Source organism: Streptococcus sp. FDAARGOS_256, from assembly GCF_002289235.2.
Classification (GTDB): domain Bacteria; phylum Bacillota; class Bacilli; order Lactobacillales; family Streptococcaceae; genus Streptococcus.
Genome location: NZ_NTGM02000001.1, coordinates 1,688,346 through 1,707,416 on the forward strand (window position 1 = coordinate 1,688,346; position 19,071 = coordinate 1,707,416).

Genomic DNA, 19,071 nt, shown 5'->3' on the forward strand with positions numbered 1-19,071 from the left:
TTACGCAAATGTTTAAATTATGATAAAATTTGGAAAAATTCAGTATAAAAACTTGAAAAAATCTAAGGTAAGGGTTATGATAGAAGAGAAGAAATTTTGGAGGAATATTATGTCACATATTAAATTTGATTATTCAAAAGTATTAGATAAATTTGTTGCACCACATGAACTAGATTATATGCAGCCTCAAGTGACTGCAGCAGATTCTGCTCTGCGAAATGGTACAGGTCCTGGGGCAGAAATGACTGGCTGGTTGAACTTACCTGAAGAATATGACAAAGATGAATTTGCTCGTATTCAAAAGGCTGCTGCTAAAATCCAATCTGATAGTGAGGTATTGATCGTAATCGGTATTGGTGGTTCCTATTTAGGAGCTCGTGCAGCTATTGATTTCTTGAATAATTCATTTGTAAACTTGCAAAGAAAGGAAGAACGCAAGGCACCTCAGATCCTCTATGCTGGAAACTCTATCTCTTCAAGCTATTTGGCTGATTTGGTAGACTATGTATCAGACAAAGATTTCTCAGTAAACGTGATTTCTAAATCAGGTACAACAACTGAACCGGCTATTGCTTTCCGTGTCTTCAAAGAACTCTTGGTTAAGAAGTACGGTCAAGAAGAAGCTAACCAACGTATCTACGCAACTACAGACCGCGCTAAAGGTGCAGTTAAGGTTGAAGCAGATGCTAATGGCTGGGATACTTTTGTAGTGCCTGATAGTGTAGGTGGTCGTTTTACAGTATTGACAGCAGTGGGGCTCTTGCCAATCGCAGCTGCAGGAGCTGATATCAGCAAGTTAATGGAGGGAGCAAATGCTGCTCGCAAGGCTTATGCTTCTGATAAGTTGGCTGAAAATGAAGCATATCAATATGCAGTTGTACGCAATATCTTGTACCGTAAAGGTTATCTGACAGAAGTTCTAGCTAACTATGAACCATCTCTGCAATACTTCTCTGAGTGGTGGAAGCAACTGGCTGGTGAGTCAGAAGGGAAAGACCAAAAAGGGATTTATCCAACTTCAGCTAACTTCTCAACAGACTTGCACTCTCTGGGACAATTTATCCAGGAAGGTACCCGTATCCTCTTTGAAACAGTTATCCGTGTAGATAAACCTCGCAAAAATGTGCTGATTCCTGAATTGGCAGAAGACTTGGACGGTCTTGGCTACTTGCAAGGAAAAGATGTTGACTTTGTCAATAAAAAAGCTACAGATGGAGTGCTGTTAGCACACACTGATGGTGGAGTTCCAAATATGTTTGTGACACTGCCTGAGCAAGATGAGTTCACTTTGGGCTACACTATTTACTTCTTTGAGTTGGCTATTGCTCTTTCTGGCTACCTGAATGGTATCAATCCATTTGACCAGCCTGGAGTTGAAGCTTATAAGAAAAACATGTTTGCTCTTCTTGGGAAACCAGGCTTTGAAGAGCTGGGTGCTGAGTTGAATGCACGCCTTTGATTCTCATATGCTTTGAGTTCATTTAGAATATAAAAAGATCCACAAGTTCATTTCTTGTGGATTTTTAGTACAAGCCTCTTAATTAGTTTATTATTTTTTTTAAAAGTGTAAAAAAGAGTGTCTTAATTCTTTTATGAAAGCGCTGTATAATTGCCTTGTAAATAAAATTTGAGAGGTATCAAAATGAATGATTGGTTAAACATAAAAGGCAAAACAGTTCTTGTGACTGGCGCGTCATCTGGGATCGGTAAGGCAATCGTTGAAGAATTGCTGGAATTAGGAGTCAATGTAGCGAATTTTGATCTTAGCGACAACGATTTGCGTCACCCGAATCTATTATTTGTAAAAGTTGATGTAACTTCTCGCTCTGAAGTAGAAGAGGGTGTTGCCAAAATAGTTGAAAGATTTGGCAATATTGATGCGGTAGTCAATAATGCAGGGATTAATGTTCCCAGATTATTAATTGATGCAGAAAATCCTAAAGGTCCTTACGAGTTAGACGATGAAACGTTTGAAAAAGTAACAATGATTAATCAAAAAGGTTTGTATTTGGTTAGTCAGGCAGTAGGACGTATTTTAGTGAAAAATAGAAAAGGTGTAATTGTGAACATGGCTTCAGAAGCAGGTTTGGAAGGTTCTGAAGGACAAAGTGCCTATGCTGCAACAAAAGCAGCAGTCTATAGTTACACTCGTTCATGGGCGAAAGAGCTGGGTAAGCATGGTGTACGTGTGGTTGGAATTGCTCCAGGAATTATGGAAGCTACGGGGCTTCGAACTCTTTCTTATGAGGAAGCTCTTGCTTATACCCGTGGAAAGACGGTAGAAGATATTCGAGCTGGTTATGCTTCAACTTCAACAACTCCTTTGGGACGAAGTGGTAAACTACGGGAAGTAGCTGATCTTGTAGCATTCTATATTTCAGATCGTTCTAGCTATATAACTGGAGTCACTACAAATATTGCTGGAGGGAAAACTCGCGGTTAAAAAAATGAAGGTGAGGAAGAGAGTTGACCTTAGTAAATCGATGGTATAACATTTTAGAAAAAATGGTCTCACAGCCAACTTATTCCTTGGTAGATATGCGCTCAGAACTGGATATTAGCTTGCAAACCTTGCAAAAGAGTATCCAACAATTAAATGATGTTTTGGCTCCTAATATCCAGATTATCGCACAAGATGATCAGTTAATGTTAGAAGTGTATGACTATACAGAGTTGGAAAGGATTTTATCTGGTAGTTTAAAACAGGAGAGTGACTTCAATTCTTCCAGTAAAAGAATTGCCTATTTGCTAAAACGTTTAATTGAGTCAACCTCCCCTCTTCTTATTGACGACTTGGCTGAGGAAGTAGGTGTTAGTAGAAGTACCCTTAATAAGGATTTAAAACAAGTAAAATCTTTGGCAGAGAGTTACTCTATCACTATTTCAGGAAAGCCCAACCGTGGGCTGGAGGTCTTGGGGAGCGAGCTGAATTTGCGCTTGCTCTATATTCACCAAGTGGCTCCTTACTTTGAAGGAAGGACACTCACTGAGGCAACATCTTCTTTTCTGGAGACGCTAGTCCAGGACTATAAAATCCCTAAAGAAACACAGGAACTCCTTCGAAAGACCATTTCAATTATGGTGGAGCGTATTCATACATCTAGAGTGTTGAATTGTCCTATTCCTTACTATAGGAATGATTTAACAGAGACACCTTTAGCTGAGAAATTAATCTATCATATTGAGATGACTTATAAGATTTCTCTCAGTCAGTTTGAGATAGACTTTTTGTGTTTTCCGTTTAATGTCCGTTTTATTGACACTTTAAGCAAGACATCTTATCAATCTGAACAGCTTGCAAATATTTTTCAAGGGATTGTCAAGAAAGTCAAAGAAACAATGTTGGTTCACTTTGATGATGAAGAATTATTTGAAGAAATCAAATCTCATCTAGGCCCCTTAATCAATCGACTGATTTTCCATGTGCAAGCTAATGATATATTTCATGGCGAGGTTCAAACTCAATATCCTTTTGCTTTTGAAATGGCAAAAATAGCTGGAGAAGAACTATCTGCAATTTTTGGTTCTGAAATGGAATTATCTGAAATCGGATATCTGGCTTTGTATTTTGAAATGATTTTAAGAAAGCAAAATTCTGCTGTTAAGGGTTATCGCAAGCAGATAGCTGTAGTTTGCACAACAGGAAGAGGAACTGCTGCGATGATTATTCAGCAACTCAGACGAGTCCTTGGAAATGATGTAGACATTACTCAGTATTCTGAAGAGGATTTTAATGTGGATTTAAATCAGGACTATTTCGCGATTTTTACGACAGTTCCTCTAAAATATAAAGATTCTAAATCTCCAGTCATTCAAGTTAATCATCTTTTTGATGATCAATGGCTGCAGGAAGAATGGCAGAGGGCCAATGCTTTTCATCAAAAAAATCTAGAAACAGTCAGCTTACGTTTTCTTCGGTTGAGCCCCCAAAAAACCTATCAGCAATACTTGCTAAATATGATTTCAGAGTTAGAGAAACTTCAGATGATTGATGAAGGTTTTAGAAATCGGATAATTGATAGGGAGAAAAAGCAATCAACCATTTTTGGTGGAGGAATTGCCTTCCCCCATACAATTAACCAGGGTTATGCAAAGACTATTTTAATGTTTGGAAAACTAGAAGAGCCTTATCAAAAAGGAGATGAATGGATTGAATTTATCTTTCTAGTCGCCATACCCTCAGAAATTGAAAGAAAAATGGAAAGTGAATTGCTGGAATTGTATGACGACATTTTTCGAATTGCAGGAGAGCCTTCTCTAAAAGAAGCATTGAGGGCTGTAGAAACAGAGACAGAGTTTCTATCATTTTCTAAGAGCAAAGGAGTATTTTAATGAATTCGCTAATAATTTTCGCTGTATTTGTCATGGCAGCTTATATATTTCAAATGTTCCTCGGCTGGCAGCAACTCAAAGACTTCAATAAGACCTATACGATGCTCCGAAAACTGGGGCGCGTAGCGATTGGCAGAAAGTCCGGAAGAATAAAATCCGGTACGATTGTCATGTTCGCGGTTGATGAAAACGGTCGGGTTCTTAAAGCTAGCAAAATGCAAGGAGTCACAATCTTAGCGCGTTTTCAAAATATGGACGATTATGTTGGAGAAGACATCCATTATTTTGACAAGTATAATCCTCTTGTGAGAAAAGAAAATAAGTTGATGCAATCAGCCATAGAAGATGCTAGAAAAGTCTATCTTTGGCATGAGGCAGGTATTGAGAAAGAGACAAGTTCATCTGATTCTTTTCTGGGATTCGGCTTTTATGCGAATTACTTACAATTATCTATTAAACAGTTATTTAAAAAAAATAAGAAAAGGAGTTCCTTATGAATCACATTACAAAATTTGCAGAGAGTTTTATGAAACTCTTCCAATTAGGTGGAGAAACCTTTATTAGCTGGATGACAAATATTGTACCTCTTGTCTTGATGCTATTGATTGCAATGAATACCCTTATCGCTTTCTTGGGAGAAGAGAAGGTCAATTCCTTGGCTAAGATTTCTGCCAAAAATCCTGTTAGCCGGTATATGATTTTACCTTTCATTTCAGCTTTTATGCTGGGAAATCCGATGGCAATCAGTATGGGACGTTTCTTACCAGAATATTATAAACCTAGTTTTGTAGCAGCTCAGATGCAGTTTTGCCATACTTCAAATGGTGTATTTCCACATATCAATCCTGGGGAATTATTTGTATGGATGGGAATTGCGACAGGAATTCAAACTTTAGGTTTAAGTCAAATGGACTTAGCCATTCGTTACATGCTTGTTGGGCTTGTCATGAACTTTGTAGGTGGTTGGGTAACCGATTTTACAACTGCTTATGTAGCAAAACAGCAAGGTGTTACCTTGAGTAAAACATTTGATTTATAGAAAGAGTGAAATTATGTCATATAAGAGTATAAAAGTTGTTAAAGGAAATGGCGGTTTCGGAGGACCTTTGGTCATTACACCTAGTGAAGCTAAGCATAAATTCATCTATATTACTGGCGGCGGAGAAAAGCCAGATATTGTAGATAAAATTGCTGATTTGACCGGTATGGAAGCTGTTAATGGGTTTAAAACTTCTATCCCAGATGAGGAAATTGCTTTAGCAATCGTGGATTGTGGCGGTACTCTTCGCTGTGGTATTTATCCTAAAAAGGGAATCCCTACAATAAATATTGTTGCTACAGGGAAAAGTGGGCCTCTAGCTCAATATATAACCGAGGAAATCTATGTGTCAGCAGTTGGCCTTAATCAAATTTCTGCTGCTAATGAAGACGAAAAAGCGACAACTGTGGTAACTGAAAAGCCAACTTACGATACTAGTAAAAAAATTACAGAGCAAAAAGCTGAAACAAGTATTGTAGCACGAATTGGGATGGGGGCTGGTAAGGTCGTTGCAACTTTCAACCAGGCTGCTCGTGAAGCCATCCAAACAATGCTCAATACAATAATTCCTTTCATGGCCTTTGTTTCCTTGCTGATTGGGGTTATTCAAGGATCTGGTGTTGGAAATTGGCTGGCAAAATTAATGGTTCCCCTAGCGGGGAACATCTGGGGACTCGTTTTAATTGGCTTTATCTGTTCCTTACCATTCCTATCTCCTTTGTTAGGTCCCGGAGCTGTTATTAGTCAGATTATTGGAACTTTAATTGGAGTCGAAATCGGAAAAGGGACTATTCCGCCCCAAATGGCTCTGCCAGCTTTATTTGCTATCAACACTCAAAACGGTTGTGATTTCATTCCTGTAGCACTCGGCCTATCTGAAGCCAAGGCTGAAACAGTTGAGGTTGGTGTCCCTTCGGTACTTTATTCACGCTTTCTCAATGGTGTTCCGCGGGTGCTAGTTGCTTGGATAGCTAGTATTGGTCTTTATCAGTAGACCTTTGATAGATGCCTGAAAACAGAGAACTATTATGTTAAACTTATCTATAAGCCTAAGTTTATGACAAATTAGAGAAAGTATGAATAGAAATCAGATGAAGAAAATTTTTGAAACTAAAGTAATTCAAGTAGGGTCTGAAGCTCAGAATATGATTCAAGATGCCAATATGCTCATTTTATTTGGAGAAGAAGCACCAGAAGATTTATCAGAGTATTGTTTTAAGATTGATAACAAAAATCTGCTAGGTTCAATACTAGAAGGTGGCAAGCTGGTGGTAGATAATCAGGAATATTCGATTAGTTCCGTAGGAAATGTAGTAGAAAAAAATTTAACTGGACTGGGACATATCACGATTTCTTTTGATGGTTCAAAAGAGGGGAGCCTTCCTGGTACACTCCATGTTGTAGCAGATCAAGCGGTAGTAATTGATAAAGATTCTACCATTCAGATTTTTGAAACTGCTTAACCATAATAAAATTTCAAATCAAGCAATTTAGAAAAATAAAAGTCTAAAAAATTGATTCAGAGCCTGGACCAAAAGTCCAGGCTTCTGGGTCTAAATTAGAAAAAATAGATGACGCAGTGGTTGATTGGCAAGTCAATCAAACTAGCCAGTCAGTGCAAGGGAATTTCCAGCAGATGCATCCACAAGGGGTGCCTGAACAGAAGGAAAAGACCAAAAAGGGATTTACCCAACTTCAGCTAATTTCTCAACAGACCTACACTCATTGGGTCAATTTATCCAAGAAGGAACTCGTATCATGTTTGAAACAGTTGTCCGTGTTGACAAACCACGTAAGAACGTGATTATCCCTACTTTGGAAGAAGATCTTGATGGACTTGGTTACCTTCAGGGAAAAGACGTTGACTTCGTTAACAAAAAAGCAACTGACGGTGTTCTTCTTGCCCACACTGACGGTGACGTACCAAACATGTACGTAACTCTTCCTGAGCAAGATGCCTTCACTCTTGGATACACTATCTACTTCTTCGAATTGGCTATCGCCCTTTCAGGTTACTTGAATGCCATCAACCCATTTGACCAACCAGGTGTTGAAGCTTACAAACGCAACATGTTTGCCCTTCTTGGAAAACCAGGATTTGAAGAATTGAGCAAAGAGCTTAACGCACGTCTATAATAAAAGAAAAGAGTGGCTTGTCCACTCTTTTTTACTCTCTTTATTCGTAGACATTGGACTCAGGCGAGACTTGTGATATAATATAGAAAGCAAAAAGGCAGACGCCTAGAGACTTTATAGGAGAAACTATGTCAAAAGATATCCGCGTACGCTACGCACCAAGTCCAACAGGACTACTACACATCGGAAATGCCCGTACAGCATTGTTTAACTACCTTTACGCACGCCATCATGGTGGAACTTTTATCATTCGTATCGAAGATACTGACCGTAAACGCCATGTCGAAGATGGGGAACGTTCACAGCTTGAAAATCTTCGCTGGTTGGGGATTGACTGGGATGAAAGTCCAGAAACTCATGAAAACTATCGCCAATCAGAGCGTTTGGAACTCTATCAAAAATACATCGACCAATTGCTAGCCGAAGGAAAAGCCTACAAATCTTACGTTACAGAAGAAGAGTTGGCAGCTGAGCGCGAACGCCAAGAAGCAGCTGGCGAAACACCACGTTACATCAATGAATATCTTGGCATGAGCGAAGAAGAAAAAGCAGCTTACGTCGCAGAACGTGAAGCAGCTGGTATCATCCCAACTGTTCGTTTGGCTGTTAACGAGTCTGGTATCTACAAATGGCATGATATGGTCAAAGGTGATATCGAGTTTGAAGGTGGCAACATCGGTGGTGACTGGGTTATCCAAAAGAAAGATGGTTACCCAACATACAATTTTGCCGTTGTGATCGATGACCACGATATGCAAATCTCTCACGTTATCCGCGGTGATGACCATATTGCTAATACTCCAAAACAACTCATGGTCTATGAAGCGCTTGGTTGGGAAGCACCAGAGTTTGGTCACATGACTTTGATCATCAACTCTGAAACGGGTAAAAAATTGTCTAAACGTGACACCAATACCCTTCAGTTTATAGAAGACTACCGTAAAAAAGGCTATTTGCCAGAAGCAGTCTTTAACTTTATCGCCCTTCTTGGTTGGAATCCAGGTGGCGAAGATGAAATTTTCTCTCGTGAGGAATTGATTAAACTCTTTGATGAAAATCGTCTCAGCAAGTCACCAGCTGCATTTGATCAGAAGAAACTAGACTGGATGAGCAACGACTACATCAAGAAAGCAGAACTTGCTACTATCTTTGAAATGGCTAAACCTTACTTAGAAGAAGCAGGGCGTTTGACTGACAAGTCTGAAAAAATGGTGGAACTATACAAACCACAAATGAAGTCAGTGGATGAAATCGTTCCATTGACAGATCTTTTCTTCTCAGATTTCCCAGAGTTGACAGACGCTGAGCGTGAGGTCATGGCAGGAGAAACCGTTCCGGTTGTTCTAGAAGCCTTCAAAGCGAAACTAGAAGCGATGACAGATGAGGAATTTGTGACAGAAAACATCTTCCCACAAATCAAAGCAGTCCAAAAAGAAACAGGTATTAAAGGGAAAAACCTCTTCATGCCGATTCGTATTGCTGTATCAGGTGAAATGCATGGACCAGAATTACCAGACACCATTTTCTTACTCGGACGTGAAAAGTCAATTCAGCATATCGATAATATGCTGAAAGAGATCTCCAAATAAAAAGGACTTCCGATGGATACATGGGAAAAGATGTATGAAGAAGCACGAACCTTATTCAATCCCCATGAAGTTTCTGACTTTGTTTATGCTAACCATGTTGTTGCTGCGGTAGAAGCAGAAGATGGTCAGATCTTCACAGGATTTTGTATGGAGGGCACTTGTGGCGTTTTTCATCTCTGTGCAGAACGAGCGGCTCTCTTCAATATATATCAATTTTCAGGACAGACCAAAGTTAAGAAAATCCTCGCCTTTCGAGACAAACCTCCCTACGGCGAAGGATCAGGTATGCCCTGTGGCGCTTGCAGAGAATTTCTCTTAGAATTGAATGCTAAAAATAAAGAAGCAGAGTTCATGATGAACTACGAAACAAGAAAAACAATTAAGGTTGCTGAATTAATCCCTTACTTGTGGGGAGAAGAACGTGCGACTAATTGGCAAGATAAATAGAAGGAGTCAGTTTAACTGGCTCTTTTCCCTAATCTTTTCAGAATTTCGGTAAAGAGGAAAAAAGTCCTTGACAAAGGTAAAAAAGTAGGTATAATAGAAAGAGTTGAAAAGCTCAAGGTCCGTTGGTCAAGGGGTTAAGACACCGCCTTTTCACGGCGGTAACACGGGTTCGAATCCCGTACGGACTATGGTGTATTGCGGTTAGAAAAAACTTGAAAAAAGTTTAAAAAATCTGTTGACAGAGGCAGGTAGCTGTGATATACTAATATAGTTGTCGCTCGAGAGAATGAGTGACAAAGACCTTTGAAAACTGAACAAGACGAACCAATGTGCAGGGCACTATAACTAAGGTTATAGTACTGAACAATGAAAAAACAATAAATCTGTCAGTGACAGAAATGAGTGAGAACTCAAACTTTTAATGAGAGTTTGATCCTGGCTCAGGACGAACGCTGGCGGCGTGCCTAATACATGCAAGTAGAACGCTGAAGGAGGAGCTTGCTTCTCTGGATGAGTTGCGAACGGGTGAGTAACGCGTAGGTAACCTGCCTGGTAGCGGGGGATAACTATTGGAAACGATAGCTAATACCGCATAATAGTAGATGTTGCATGACATTTGCTTAAAAGGTGCAATTGCATCACTACCAGATGGACCTGCGTTGTATTAGCTAGTTGGTGAGGTAACGGCTCACCAAGGCGACGATACATAGCCGACCTGAGAGGGTGATCGGCCACACTGGGACTGAGACACGGCCCAGACTCCTACGGGAGGCAGCAGTAGGGAATCTTCGGCAATGGACGGAAGTCTGACCGAGCAACGCCGCGTGAGTGAAGAAGGTTTTCGGATCGTAAAGCTCTGTTGTAAGAGAAGAACGAGTGTGAGAGTGGAAAGTTCACACTGTGACGGTATCTTACCAGAAAGGGACGGCTAACTACGTGCCAGCAGCCGCGGTAATACGTAGGTCCCGAGCGTTGTCCGGATTTATTGGGCGTAAAGCGAGCGCAGGCGGTTAGATAAGTCTGAAGTTAAAGGCTGTGGCTTAACCATAGTACGCTTTGGAAACTGTTTAACTTGAGTGCAAGAGGGGAGAGTGGAATTCCATGTGTAGCGGTGAAATGCGTAGATATATGGAGGAACACCGGTGGCGAAAGCGGCTCTCTGGCTTGTAACTGACGCTGAGGCTCGAAAGCGTGGGGAGCAAACAGGATTAGATACCCTGGTAGTCCACGCCGTAAACGATGAGTGCTAGGTGTTAGACCCTTTCCGGGGTTTAGTGCCGCAGCTAACGCATTAAGCACTCCGCCTGGGGAGTACGACCGCAAGGTTGAAACTCAAAGGAATTGACGGGGGCCCGCACAAGCGGTGGAGCATGTGGTTTAATTCGAAGCAACGCGAAGAACCTTACCAGGTCTTGACATCCCTCTGACCGCTCTAGAGATAGAGTTTTCCTTCGGGACAGAGGTGACAGGTGGTGCATGGTTGTCGTCAGCTCGTGTCGTGAGATGTTGGGTTAAGTCCCGCAACGAGCGCAACCCCTATTGTTAGTTGCCATCATTCAGTTGGGCACTCTAGCGAGACTGCCGGTAATAAACCGGAGGAAGGTGGGGATGACGTCAAATCATCATGCCCCTTATGACCTGGGCTACACACGTGCTACAATGGCTGGTACAACGAGTCGCAAGCCGGTGACGGCAAGCTAATCTCTTAAAGCCAGTCTCAGTTCGGATTGTAGGCTGCAACTCGCCTACATGAAGTCGGAATCGCTAGTAATCGCGGATCAGCACGCCGCGGTGAATACGTTCCCGGGCCTTGTACACACCGCCCGTCACACCACGAGAGTTTGTAACACCCGAAGTCGGTGAGGTAACCATTTGGAGCCAGCCGCCTAAGGTGGGATAGATGATTGGGGTGAAGTCGTAACAAGGTAGCCGTATCGGAAGGTGCGGCTGGATCACCTCCTTTCTAAGGATAAGGAACTGCACATTGGTCTTGTTTAGTCTTGAGAGGTCTTGTGGGGCCTTAGCTCAGCTGGGAGAGCGCCTGCTTTGCACGCAGGAGGTCAGCGGTTCGATCCCGCTAGGCTCCATTGGTGAGAGATCACCAAGTAATGCACATTGAAAATTGAATATCTATATCAAATAGTAACAAGAAAATAAACCGAAACGCTGTAGTATTAAAAGAGTTTATGACTGAAAGGTCAAAAAATAAGGTTAAGTTAATAAGGGCGCACGGTGGATGCCTTGGCACTAGGAGCCGAAGAAGGACGTGACAAACGACGATATGCCTTGGGTAGCTGTAAGTAAGCGATGATCCAGGGATTTCCGAATGGGGGAACCCAACAGGTACTACCTGTTACCCGCATCTGTTAAGGATGTGAGGAGGAAGACGCAGTGAACTGAAACATCTAAGTAGCTGCAGGAAGAGAAAGCAAAAGCGATTGCCTTAGTAGCGGCGAGCGAAACGGCAGGAGGGCAAACCGAAGAGTTTACTCTTCGGGGTTGTAGGACTGCAATGTGGACTCAAAGATTATAGAAGAATGATTTGGGAAGATCAGCCAAAGAGAGTAATAGCCTCGTATTTAAAATAGTCTTTGTACCTAGCAGTATCCTGAGTACGGCGGGACACGTGAAATCCCGTCGGAATCTGGGAGGACCATCTCCCAACCCTAAATACTCCCTAGTGACCGATAGTGAACCAGTACCGTGAGGGAAAGGTGAAAAGCACCCCGGGAGGGGAGTGAAATAGAACCTGAAACCGTGTGCCTACAACAAGTTCGAGCCCGTTAATGGGTGAGAGCGTGCCTTTTGTAGAATGAACCGGCGAGTTACGATATGATGCGAGGTTAAGTTGAAGAGACGGAGCCGCAGGGAAACCGAGTCTGAATAGGGCGAATTAGTATCATGTCGTAGACCCGAAACCATGTGACCTACCCATGAGCAGGTTGAAGGTGCGGTAAGACGCACTGGAGGACCGAACCAGGGCACGTTGAAAAGTGCTTGGATGACTTGTGGGTAGCGGAGAAATTCCAAACGAACTTGGAGATAGCTGGTTCTCTCCGAAATAGCTTTAGGGCTAGCGTCGACATAAAGATTCTTGGAGGTAGAGCACTGTTTGGGTGAGGGGTCCATCCCGGATTACCAATCTCAGATAAACTCCGAATGCCAATGAATTATGGTCGGCAGTCAGACTGCGAGTGCTAAGATCCGTAGTCGAAAGGGAAACAGCCCAGACCACCAGCTAAGGTCCCAAAATAATTGTTAAGTGGAAAAGGATGTGGGGTTGCACAGACAACTAGGATGTTAGCTTAGAAGCAGCTATTCATTCAAAGAGTGCGTAATAGCTCACTAGTCGAGTGACCCTGCGCCGAAAATGTACCGGGGCTAAAACAATTTACCGAAGCTGTGGATACCTTTATAGGTATGGTAGGAGAGCGTTCTATGTGTGAAGAAGGTATACCGTGAGGAGTGCTGGAACGCATAGAAGTGAGAATGCCGGTATGAGTAGCGAAAGACAGGTGAGAATCCTGTCCACCGTAAGACTAAGGTTTCCAGGGGAAGGCTCGTCCGCCCTGGGTTAGTCGGGACCTAAGGAGAGACCGAAAGGTGTATCCGATGGACAACAGGTTGATATTCCTGTACTAGAGTATGTAGTGATGGAGGGACGCAGTAGGCTAACTAAAGCAGACGAATGGAAGTGTCTGTCTAAGCAGTGAGGTGTGATATGAGTCAAATGCTTATATCTATAACATTGAGCTGTGATGGGGAGCGAAGTTTAGTAGCGAAGTTAGTGACGTCACACTGCCAAGAAAAGCTTCTAGCGTTTAAACATACTCTACCCGTACCGCAAACCGACACAGGTAGTCGAGGCGAGTAGCCTCAGGTGAGCGAGAGAACTCTCGTTAAGGAACTCGGCAAAATGACCCCGTAACTTCGGGAGAAGGGGTGCTGACTTTACGTCAGCCGCAGTGAATAGGCCCAAGCAACTGTTTATCAAAAACACAGCTCTCTGCTAAATCGTAAGATGATGTATAGGGGGTGACGCCTGCCCGGTGCTGGAAGGTTAAGAGGAGTGCTTAGCGTAAGCGAAGGTATGAATTGAAGCCCCAGTAAACGGCGGCCGTAACTATAACGGTCCTAAGGTAGCGAAATTCCTTGTCGGGTAAGTTCCGACCCGCACGAAAGGCGTAATGATTTGGGCACTGTCTCAACGAGAGACTCGGTGAAATTTTAGTACCTGTGAAGATGCAGGTTACCCGCGACAGGACGGAAAGACCCCATGGAGCTTTACTGCAGTTTGATATTGAGTGTCTGTACCACATGTACAGGATAGGTAGGAGTCTATGAGATCGGGACGCCAGTTTCGAAGGAGACGTTGTTGGGATACTACCCTTGTGTTATGGCCACTCTAACCCGGATAGGTTATCCCTATCGGAGACAGTGTCTGACGGGCAGTTTGACTGGGGCGGTCGCCTCCTAAAAGGTAACGGAGGCGCCCAAAGGTTCCCTCAGAATGGTTGGAAATCATTCGCAGAGTGTAAAGGTATAAGGGAGCTTGACTGCGAGAGCTACAACTCGAGCAGGGACGAAAGTCGGGCTTAGTGATCCGGTGGTTCCGTATGGAAGGGCCATCGCTCAACGGATAAAAGCTACCCTGGGGATAACAGGCTTATCTCCCCCAAGAGTTCACATCGACGGGGAGGTTTGGCACCTCGATGTCGGCTCGTCGCATCCTGGGGCTGTAGTCGGTCCCAAGGGTTGGGCTGTTCGCCCATTAAAGCGGCACGCGAGCTGGGTTCAGAACGTCGTGAGACAGTTCGGTCCCTATCCGTCGCGGGCGTAGGAAATTTGAGAGGATCTGCTCCTAGTACGAGAGGACCAGAGTGGACTTACCGCTGGTGTACCAGTTGTCTTGCCAAAGGCATCGCTGGGTAGCTATGTAGGGAAGGGATAAACGCTGAAAGCATCTAAGTGTGAAACCCACCTCAAGATGAGATTTCCCATGATTTTATATCAGTAAGAGCCCTGAGAGATGATCAGGTAGATAGGTTAGAAGTGGAAGTGTGGCGACACATGTAGCGGACTAATACTAATAGCTCGAGGACTTATCCAAAGTAACTGAGAATACGAAGTGTGAGGTTTTCTTGGTATTTGATAGATATTCAATTTTGAGTAGGTATTACTCAGAGTTAAGTGACGATAGCCTAGGAGATACACCTGTACCCATGCCGAACACAGCAGTTAAGCCCTAGAACGCCGGAAGTAGTTGGGGGTTGCCCCCTGTGAGATATGGAAGTCGCTTAGCTCGAGGGAGTTTAGCTCAGTTGTAATTGAGAGGAAATCGAAATTACAATCGGCGGATGAGAGAAACGAAGTTTCTTACCGTTGGCTGAGCTAGACTCCGCCCTTTGGGAGTTTAGCTCAGCTGGGAGAGCATCTGCCTTACAAGCAGAGGGTCAGCGGTTCGATCCCGTTAACTCCCATTTTAGCGGGTGTAGTTTAGTGGTAAAACTACAGCCTTCCAAGCTGTTGTCGCGAGTTCGATTCTCGTCACCCGCTTTGAACTTTGTTCAATTACCAAGTTTTTTAAACTTGGGCGCGTAGCTCAGGTGGTTAGAGCGCACGCCTGATAAGCGTGAGGTCGGTGGTTCGAGTCCACTCGTGCCCATTTATAAATATGGTCCGTTGGTCAAGGGGTTAAGACACCGCCTTTTCACGGCGGTAACACGGGTTCGAATCCCGTACGGACTATTTATTGGAGGATTACCCAAGTCCGGCTGAAGGGAACGGTCTTGAAAACCGTCAGGCGTGTAAAAGCGTGCGTGGGTTCGAATCCCACATCCTCCTTTTTATATTAACGCGGGATGGAGCAGCTCGGTAGCTCGTCGGGCTCATAACCCGAAGGTCGTAGGTTCAAATCCTGCTCCCGCAATTTGGCTCGGTAGCTCAGTTGGTAGAGCAATGGATTGAAGCTCCATGTGTCGGCGGTTCGATTCCGTCTCGCGCCATATTTTATTTATAACTTGGAAGGGTAGCGAAGAGGCTAAACGCGGCGGACTGTAAATCCGCTCCTTCGGGTTCGGGGGTTCGAATCCCTCCCCTTCCATTACTTTAGTTACGGGCATAGTTTAAAGGTAGAACTAAGGTCTCCAAAACCTTCAGTGTGGGTTCAATTCCTACTGCCCGTGTTAATATGATTATGGCGGGTGTGGTGAAGTGGTTAACACACCAGATTGTGGCTCTGGCATGCGTGGGTTCGATCCCCATCACTCGCCTATTTTATATTATTGGGGTATAGCCAAGCGGTAAGGCAAGGGACTTTGACTCCCTCATGCGTTGGTTCGAATCCAGCTACCCCAGTTACTATTTGCCGGCGTGGCGGAATTGGCAGACGCGCTGGACTCAAAATCCAGTGTCCGCAAGGACGTGCCGGTTCGACCCCGGCCGCCGGTATAGTAATAAAGACAAGGTTTTCGGACCTTGTTTTTTGATTTGGTGAAGATTTTGATATTTTTCTTTAAGTACAGATAACTGATGAATCATCTTTTTCTTCTTATTCTAATCATTTTTAGTGTATTTTTGGTATAATATTACTTATTCACAATTTATTTTGATTATGAAAGAGTTTGGTGATTAATGTCTCGGTCTGTTGAATTACTAAAGAAACGTTACTTAAAGAATATAAAAGAGAACCCAGATTTATTTATTGGGATTGAGTTAGAATATCCTATTGTAAATTTAGAGGGTGAAGCTACAGATGGTGAAGTTGTTAAGGATCTCTTTCGGTATTTACCATCAGTATTGGGCTTCACTATCGAAAAAGTGGATGATTTTGGGAATCCAATTCAGTTGCTTGATCCAGTCAGCCAAGATACGATCTTGTTTGAGGTTGCTTATACGACGATTGAGTTTGCATTCGGAAAGGCCGAATCTATCCAAGAGGTAGAAGAACGCTTTAACTTCTATATGGCTACGATTCAGAATAAGTTGGGTGAAGCTAACCATGCTATTGTTGGCTGCGGCATTCATCCCAACTGGGATAAAAATGAGAATTGTCCAGTGGCTTATCCCCGCTATCAGATGTTGATGGATTATCTGAATTTGAGTAGAAATGTAACTAAATCAGATTTACATCATTTCCCTGAGTATGGTGCCTTTATCTGTGGAAGTCAGGTTCAACTGGACGTTTCAAAGTCCAACTACTTGCGGGTTATCAATGCTTTTACGCAAATTGAAGCTGCAAAAGCCTTTTTATTTGCCAATTCTGAGTTTTCAGGGGAAGATTGGGATACTAAGATTTCAAGGGATATTTTTTGGGAAGAATCCATGCACGGGATTTATCCTGAAAATGTAGGCGTCAATGCCAGACTCTTCAAAGATGAGAATGATTTTTTTGATTATCTAGATCATTCTGCGATTTTTACTGCGGAGCGTGGTGGGCAGACCTATTATTTTTATCCGATTCAGGCTAGGGACTATTTGGCTACACCTGAAATCCAAGCATTTACCCTTAATGGGGATGAGGTGTTAATTCATCCTCAGGAGGAGGATTTCCAAACTCATCGTAGTTACCAGTACCAAGACTTAACGACTCGAGGAACAGTTGAGTTTCGTAGTGTCTGTACGCAACCCTTGAATCGTACCTTTGCTGCGGCGGCTTTTCATTTGGGTTTGTTGCTCAATTTAGACAAGTTAGAAGCTTACTTGCAATCTGCACCATTTTTTACCACATTTGGTCGTGATTATAAGCTTTTAAGACGACAATTTTCTAAAAAACAACTCACAGATGAAGAAGAAGCTGCGGTTCTCGAGTTTTCTAAAGACTTACTCATCCTAGCTGAGGAAGGACTGGAGAAAAGAGATAAGCAAGAAATGGTTTATTTAGAGCCTTTGAAGAAAGAATTGGGATTATAATTTCTCTTATAAAGGGAGAATTTTCTGAAAAATCGTGATATAATGGAAGAGACTATAGATAAAGGATAGAGATTCATGACATTAGTTTATCAATCAACGCGTGATGCCAATAATACAGTAACTGCCAGCCAAGCTATTTTGCAAGGTTTGGCGACGGATGGTGGTCTGTTTACTCCGCTTACTTATCCAAAGGTGGATTTGGACTTTGACACATTAAAAGATGCTTCTTACCAAGAAGTGGCTAAATTAGTTTTATCAGCATTTTTAGATGACTTTACGGCTGAGGAGTTGGACTACTGTATCAACAATGCCTACGATAGCAAGTTTGATACTCCAGCTATTGCGCCATTGGTGAAACTGGATGGGCAATACAACTTGGAATTGTTCCATGGTTCAACGATTGCCTTTAAAGATATGGCCTTGTCTATCTTGCCATACTTTATGACGACAGCCGCTAAAAAGCATGGTTTGGAGAACAAGATTGTCATTTTGACAGCGACATCTGGTGATACTGGAAAAGCTGCTATGGCAGGGTTTGCGGATGTGCCTGGAACTGAGATTATCGTCTTTTATCCAAAAGATGGTGTCAGCAAGGTACAAGAGTTGCAAATGACTACTCAGACTGGCGACAATACTCATGTTATCGCTATTGATGGAAACTTTGATGATGCACAAACAAATGTGAAACATATGTTTAACGATGTAGCTCTTCGTGAAAAATTGGCTGCCAATAAACTGCAATTTTCATCAGCTAACTCTATGAACATTGGTCGTTTGGTACCACAGATTGTTTATTATGTTTATGCCTACGCTCAGTTGGTCAAGTCTGGTGAGATTGTGGCTGGTGAAAAGGTCAACTTCACAGTACCAACTGGAAACTTTGGAAATATCTTGGCTGCCTTTTATGCCAAGCAAATTGGTCTGCCAGTTGGTAAATTAGTCTGTGCTTCAAATGACAACAATGTCTTGACAGACTTCTTCAAAACACGTGTTTACGATAAGAAACGTGAGTTTAAGGTAACGACTAGCCCATCTATGGATATCCTAGTATCTTCAAACTTAGAGCGTTTAATTTTCCATCTTTTGGGGAATGATGCGGTTAAGACAGCTGAACTCATGAATGCTTTGAGTACACAAGGACAATATGAATTGACAGACTTTGATGCAGCGATTCTGGAACTCTTTGCAGCTGAATATGCGACTGAGGAAGAAACTGCGGCAGAAATTAAACGTGTTTATGATACAGATGCCTATATCGAGGATCCACATACGGCGGTTGCCTCAGCTGTTTATAGAAAATACCAAGCGGCTACTGGGGATGCGACTAAGACAGTGATTGCTTCAACTGCTAGTCCCTACAAGTTCCCAGTGGTTGCCGTAGAAGCGGTAACAGGAAAAGCAGGCTTGACTGACTTTGAAGCCTTGGCTCAATTACATGACATTTCAGGAGTGGCAGTGCCACCAGCGGTTGATGGCCTTGAAACAGCTCCGGTTCGTCATAAAACAACAGTGGCAGCTGCTGACATGCAAGCAGCGGTGGAGACTTATCTAGGACTTTAAGACAGAGGGAGTAAACTCGGTTGGGAAACCAACTGAGTTTCTTTTCATCAGGAGGAG

General features: G+C 42.8%; 11 protein-coding genes, 14 tRNA genes, 3 rRNA genes and 1 pseudogene. All 29 read left to right on the top strand.

Annotated elements, in window-relative coordinates; translation table 11 throughout:
* Window positions 1–109 precede the first annotated feature (109 nt).
* The 29 genes and pseudogenes from A6J84_RS08405 (at window position 110) to thrC (ending at window position 19,014) form a co-directional block, all read left to right on the top strand.
* Window positions 110–1,459 carry a glucose-6-phosphate isomerase gene (locus A6J84_RS08405; protein WP_000018239.1) on the top strand — a complete coding sequence of 450 codons (1,350 nt, stop codon included), beginning with the start codon at window positions 110–112 and terminating at the stop codon, window positions 1,457–1,459.
* A 183-nt stretch (window positions 1,460–1,642) separates the two neighbouring features.
* Window positions 1,643–2,443: an SDR family oxidoreductase gene (locus tag A6J84_RS08410; RefSeq protein ID WP_001000838.1), complete on the top strand. Its 801-nt coding sequence runs from the start codon at window positions 1,643–1,645 to the stop codon at window positions 2,441–2,443.
* Window positions 2,444–2,505: 62 nt separating this feature from the next.
* Window positions 2,506–4,332, top strand: a complete 1,827-nt coding sequence (locus A6J84_RS08415; RefSeq protein WP_080976170.1) for a BglG family transcription antiterminator — start codon at window positions 2,506–2,508, stop codon at window positions 4,330–4,332.
* Window positions 4,332–4,829, top strand: a complete 498-nt coding sequence (locus A6J84_RS08420; RefSeq protein ID WP_002893984.1) for a transcriptional regulator GutM — start codon at window positions 4,332–4,334, stop codon at window positions 4,827–4,829. Before A6J84_RS08415 ends, A6J84_RS08420 begins: the two co-directional genes overlap by 1 nt.
* A complete protein-coding gene (locus tag A6J84_RS08425) occupies window positions 4,826–5,371 on the top strand; it encodes a PTS glucitol/sorbitol transporter subunit IIC (RefSeq protein WP_049490108.1) in 546 nt (181 codons plus the stop codon). Before A6J84_RS08420 ends, A6J84_RS08425 begins: the two co-directional genes overlap by 4 nt.
* Before the next feature lie 13 nt (window positions 5,372–5,384).
* Window positions 5,385–6,365, top strand: coding sequence for a PTS glucitol/sorbitol transporter subunit IIB (locus A6J84_RS08430; protein WP_000120696.1), 981 nt, complete (start codon window positions 5,385–5,387; stop codon window positions 6,363–6,365).
* 97 nt (window positions 6,366–6,462) lie between these two features.
* Window positions 6,463–6,834, top strand: a complete 372-nt coding sequence (locus A6J84_RS08435; protein ID WP_033585537.1) for a PTS glucitol/sorbitol transporter subunit IIA — start codon at window positions 6,463–6,465, stop codon at window positions 6,832–6,834.
* 196 nt (window positions 6,835–7,030) lie between these two features.
* Window positions 7,031–7,507 (top strand): annotated as a pseudogene (gene pgi / locus A6J84_RS08440) (glucose-6-phosphate isomerase); the annotation flags it as partial.
* 128 nt (window positions 7,508–7,635) lie between these two features.
* Window positions 7,636–9,096 carry a glutamate--tRNA ligase gene (gltX, locus tag A6J84_RS08445; protein ID WP_070657014.1) on the top strand — a complete coding sequence of 487 codons (1,461 nt, stop codon included), beginning with the start codon at window positions 7,636–7,638 and terminating at the stop codon, window positions 9,094–9,096.
* Between the two features lie 12 nt (window positions 9,097–9,108).
* Complete coding sequence (locus A6J84_RS08450) at window positions 9,109–9,543, top strand: cytidine deaminase family protein (protein ID WP_049519151.1); 435 nt, start codon at window positions 9,109–9,111, stop codon at window positions 9,541–9,543.
* 116 nt (window positions 9,544–9,659) lie between these two features.
* Window positions 9,660–9,731 (top strand) — tRNA-Glu (locus A6J84_RS08455).
* Between the two features lie 229 nt (window positions 9,732–9,960).
* Window positions 9,961–11,506, top strand: a 16S ribosomal RNA gene (locus A6J84_RS08465).
* A gap of 51 nt (window positions 11,507–11,557) precedes the next feature.
* Window positions 11,558–11,630: transfer RNA gene (locus A6J84_RS08470), tRNA-Ala, on the top strand.
* A 122-nt stretch (window positions 11,631–11,752) separates the two neighbouring features.
* Window positions 11,753–14,653 (top strand): 23S ribosomal RNA (locus A6J84_RS08475).
* A 76-nt stretch (window positions 14,654–14,729) separates the two neighbouring features.
* Window positions 14,730–14,845 (top strand): 5S ribosomal RNA (rrf, locus tag A6J84_RS08480).
* The 16S, 23S and 5S rRNA genes sit together here with 14 tRNA genes alongside, the layout of an rRNA operon.
* A gap of 105 nt (window positions 14,846–14,950) precedes the next feature.
* Window positions 14,951–15,023, top strand: a tRNA-Val gene (locus A6J84_RS08485).
* Between the two features lie 5 nt (window positions 15,024–15,028).
* Window positions 15,029–15,099 (top strand) — tRNA-Gly (locus tag A6J84_RS08490).
* 35 nt (window positions 15,100–15,134) lie between these two features.
* Window positions 15,135–15,208 (top strand) — tRNA-Ile (locus A6J84_RS08495).
* An 11-nt stretch (window positions 15,209–15,219) separates the two neighbouring features.
* Window positions 15,220–15,291 (top strand) — tRNA-Glu (locus A6J84_RS08500).
* Window positions 15,292–15,297: 6 nt separating this feature from the next.
* A tRNA-Ser gene (locus tag A6J84_RS08505) sits at window positions 15,298–15,387 on the top strand.
* A gap of 11 nt (window positions 15,388–15,398) precedes the next feature.
* Window positions 15,399–15,472 (top strand) — tRNA-Met (locus tag A6J84_RS08510).
* Between the two features lie 3 nt (window positions 15,473–15,475).
* Window positions 15,476–15,548, top strand: a tRNA-Phe gene (locus A6J84_RS08515).
* Window positions 15,549–15,565: 17 nt separating this feature from the next.
* Window positions 15,566–15,646 (top strand) — tRNA-Tyr (locus A6J84_RS08520).
* An 11-nt stretch (window positions 15,647–15,657) separates the two neighbouring features.
* Window positions 15,658–15,728: transfer RNA gene (locus tag A6J84_RS08525), tRNA-Trp, on the top strand.
* Between the two features lie 14 nt (window positions 15,729–15,742).
* Window positions 15,743–15,815 (top strand) — tRNA-His (locus tag A6J84_RS08530).
* Window positions 15,816–15,828: 13 nt separating this feature from the next.
* Window positions 15,829–15,900, top strand: a tRNA-Gln gene (locus A6J84_RS08535).
* Between the two features lie 9 nt (window positions 15,901–15,909).
* Window positions 15,910–15,993: transfer RNA gene (locus A6J84_RS08540), tRNA-Leu, on the top strand.
* A 183-nt stretch (window positions 15,994–16,176) separates the two neighbouring features.
* The gene (locus A6J84_RS08545; protein ID WP_049478717.1) at window positions 16,177–17,454 is read left to right on the top strand and encodes a glutamyl-tRNA synthetase; all 1,278 of its coding nucleotides are present in this window, start codon (window positions 16,177–16,179) and stop codon (window positions 17,452–17,454) included.
* Window positions 17,455–17,529: 75 nt separating this feature from the next.
* Window positions 17,530–19,014: a threonine synthase gene (thrC, locus tag A6J84_RS08550; RefSeq protein ID WP_061428661.1), complete on the top strand. Its 1,485-nt coding sequence runs from the start codon at window positions 17,530–17,532 to the stop codon at window positions 19,012–19,014.
* Window positions 19,015–19,071: the final 57 nt, after the last annotated feature.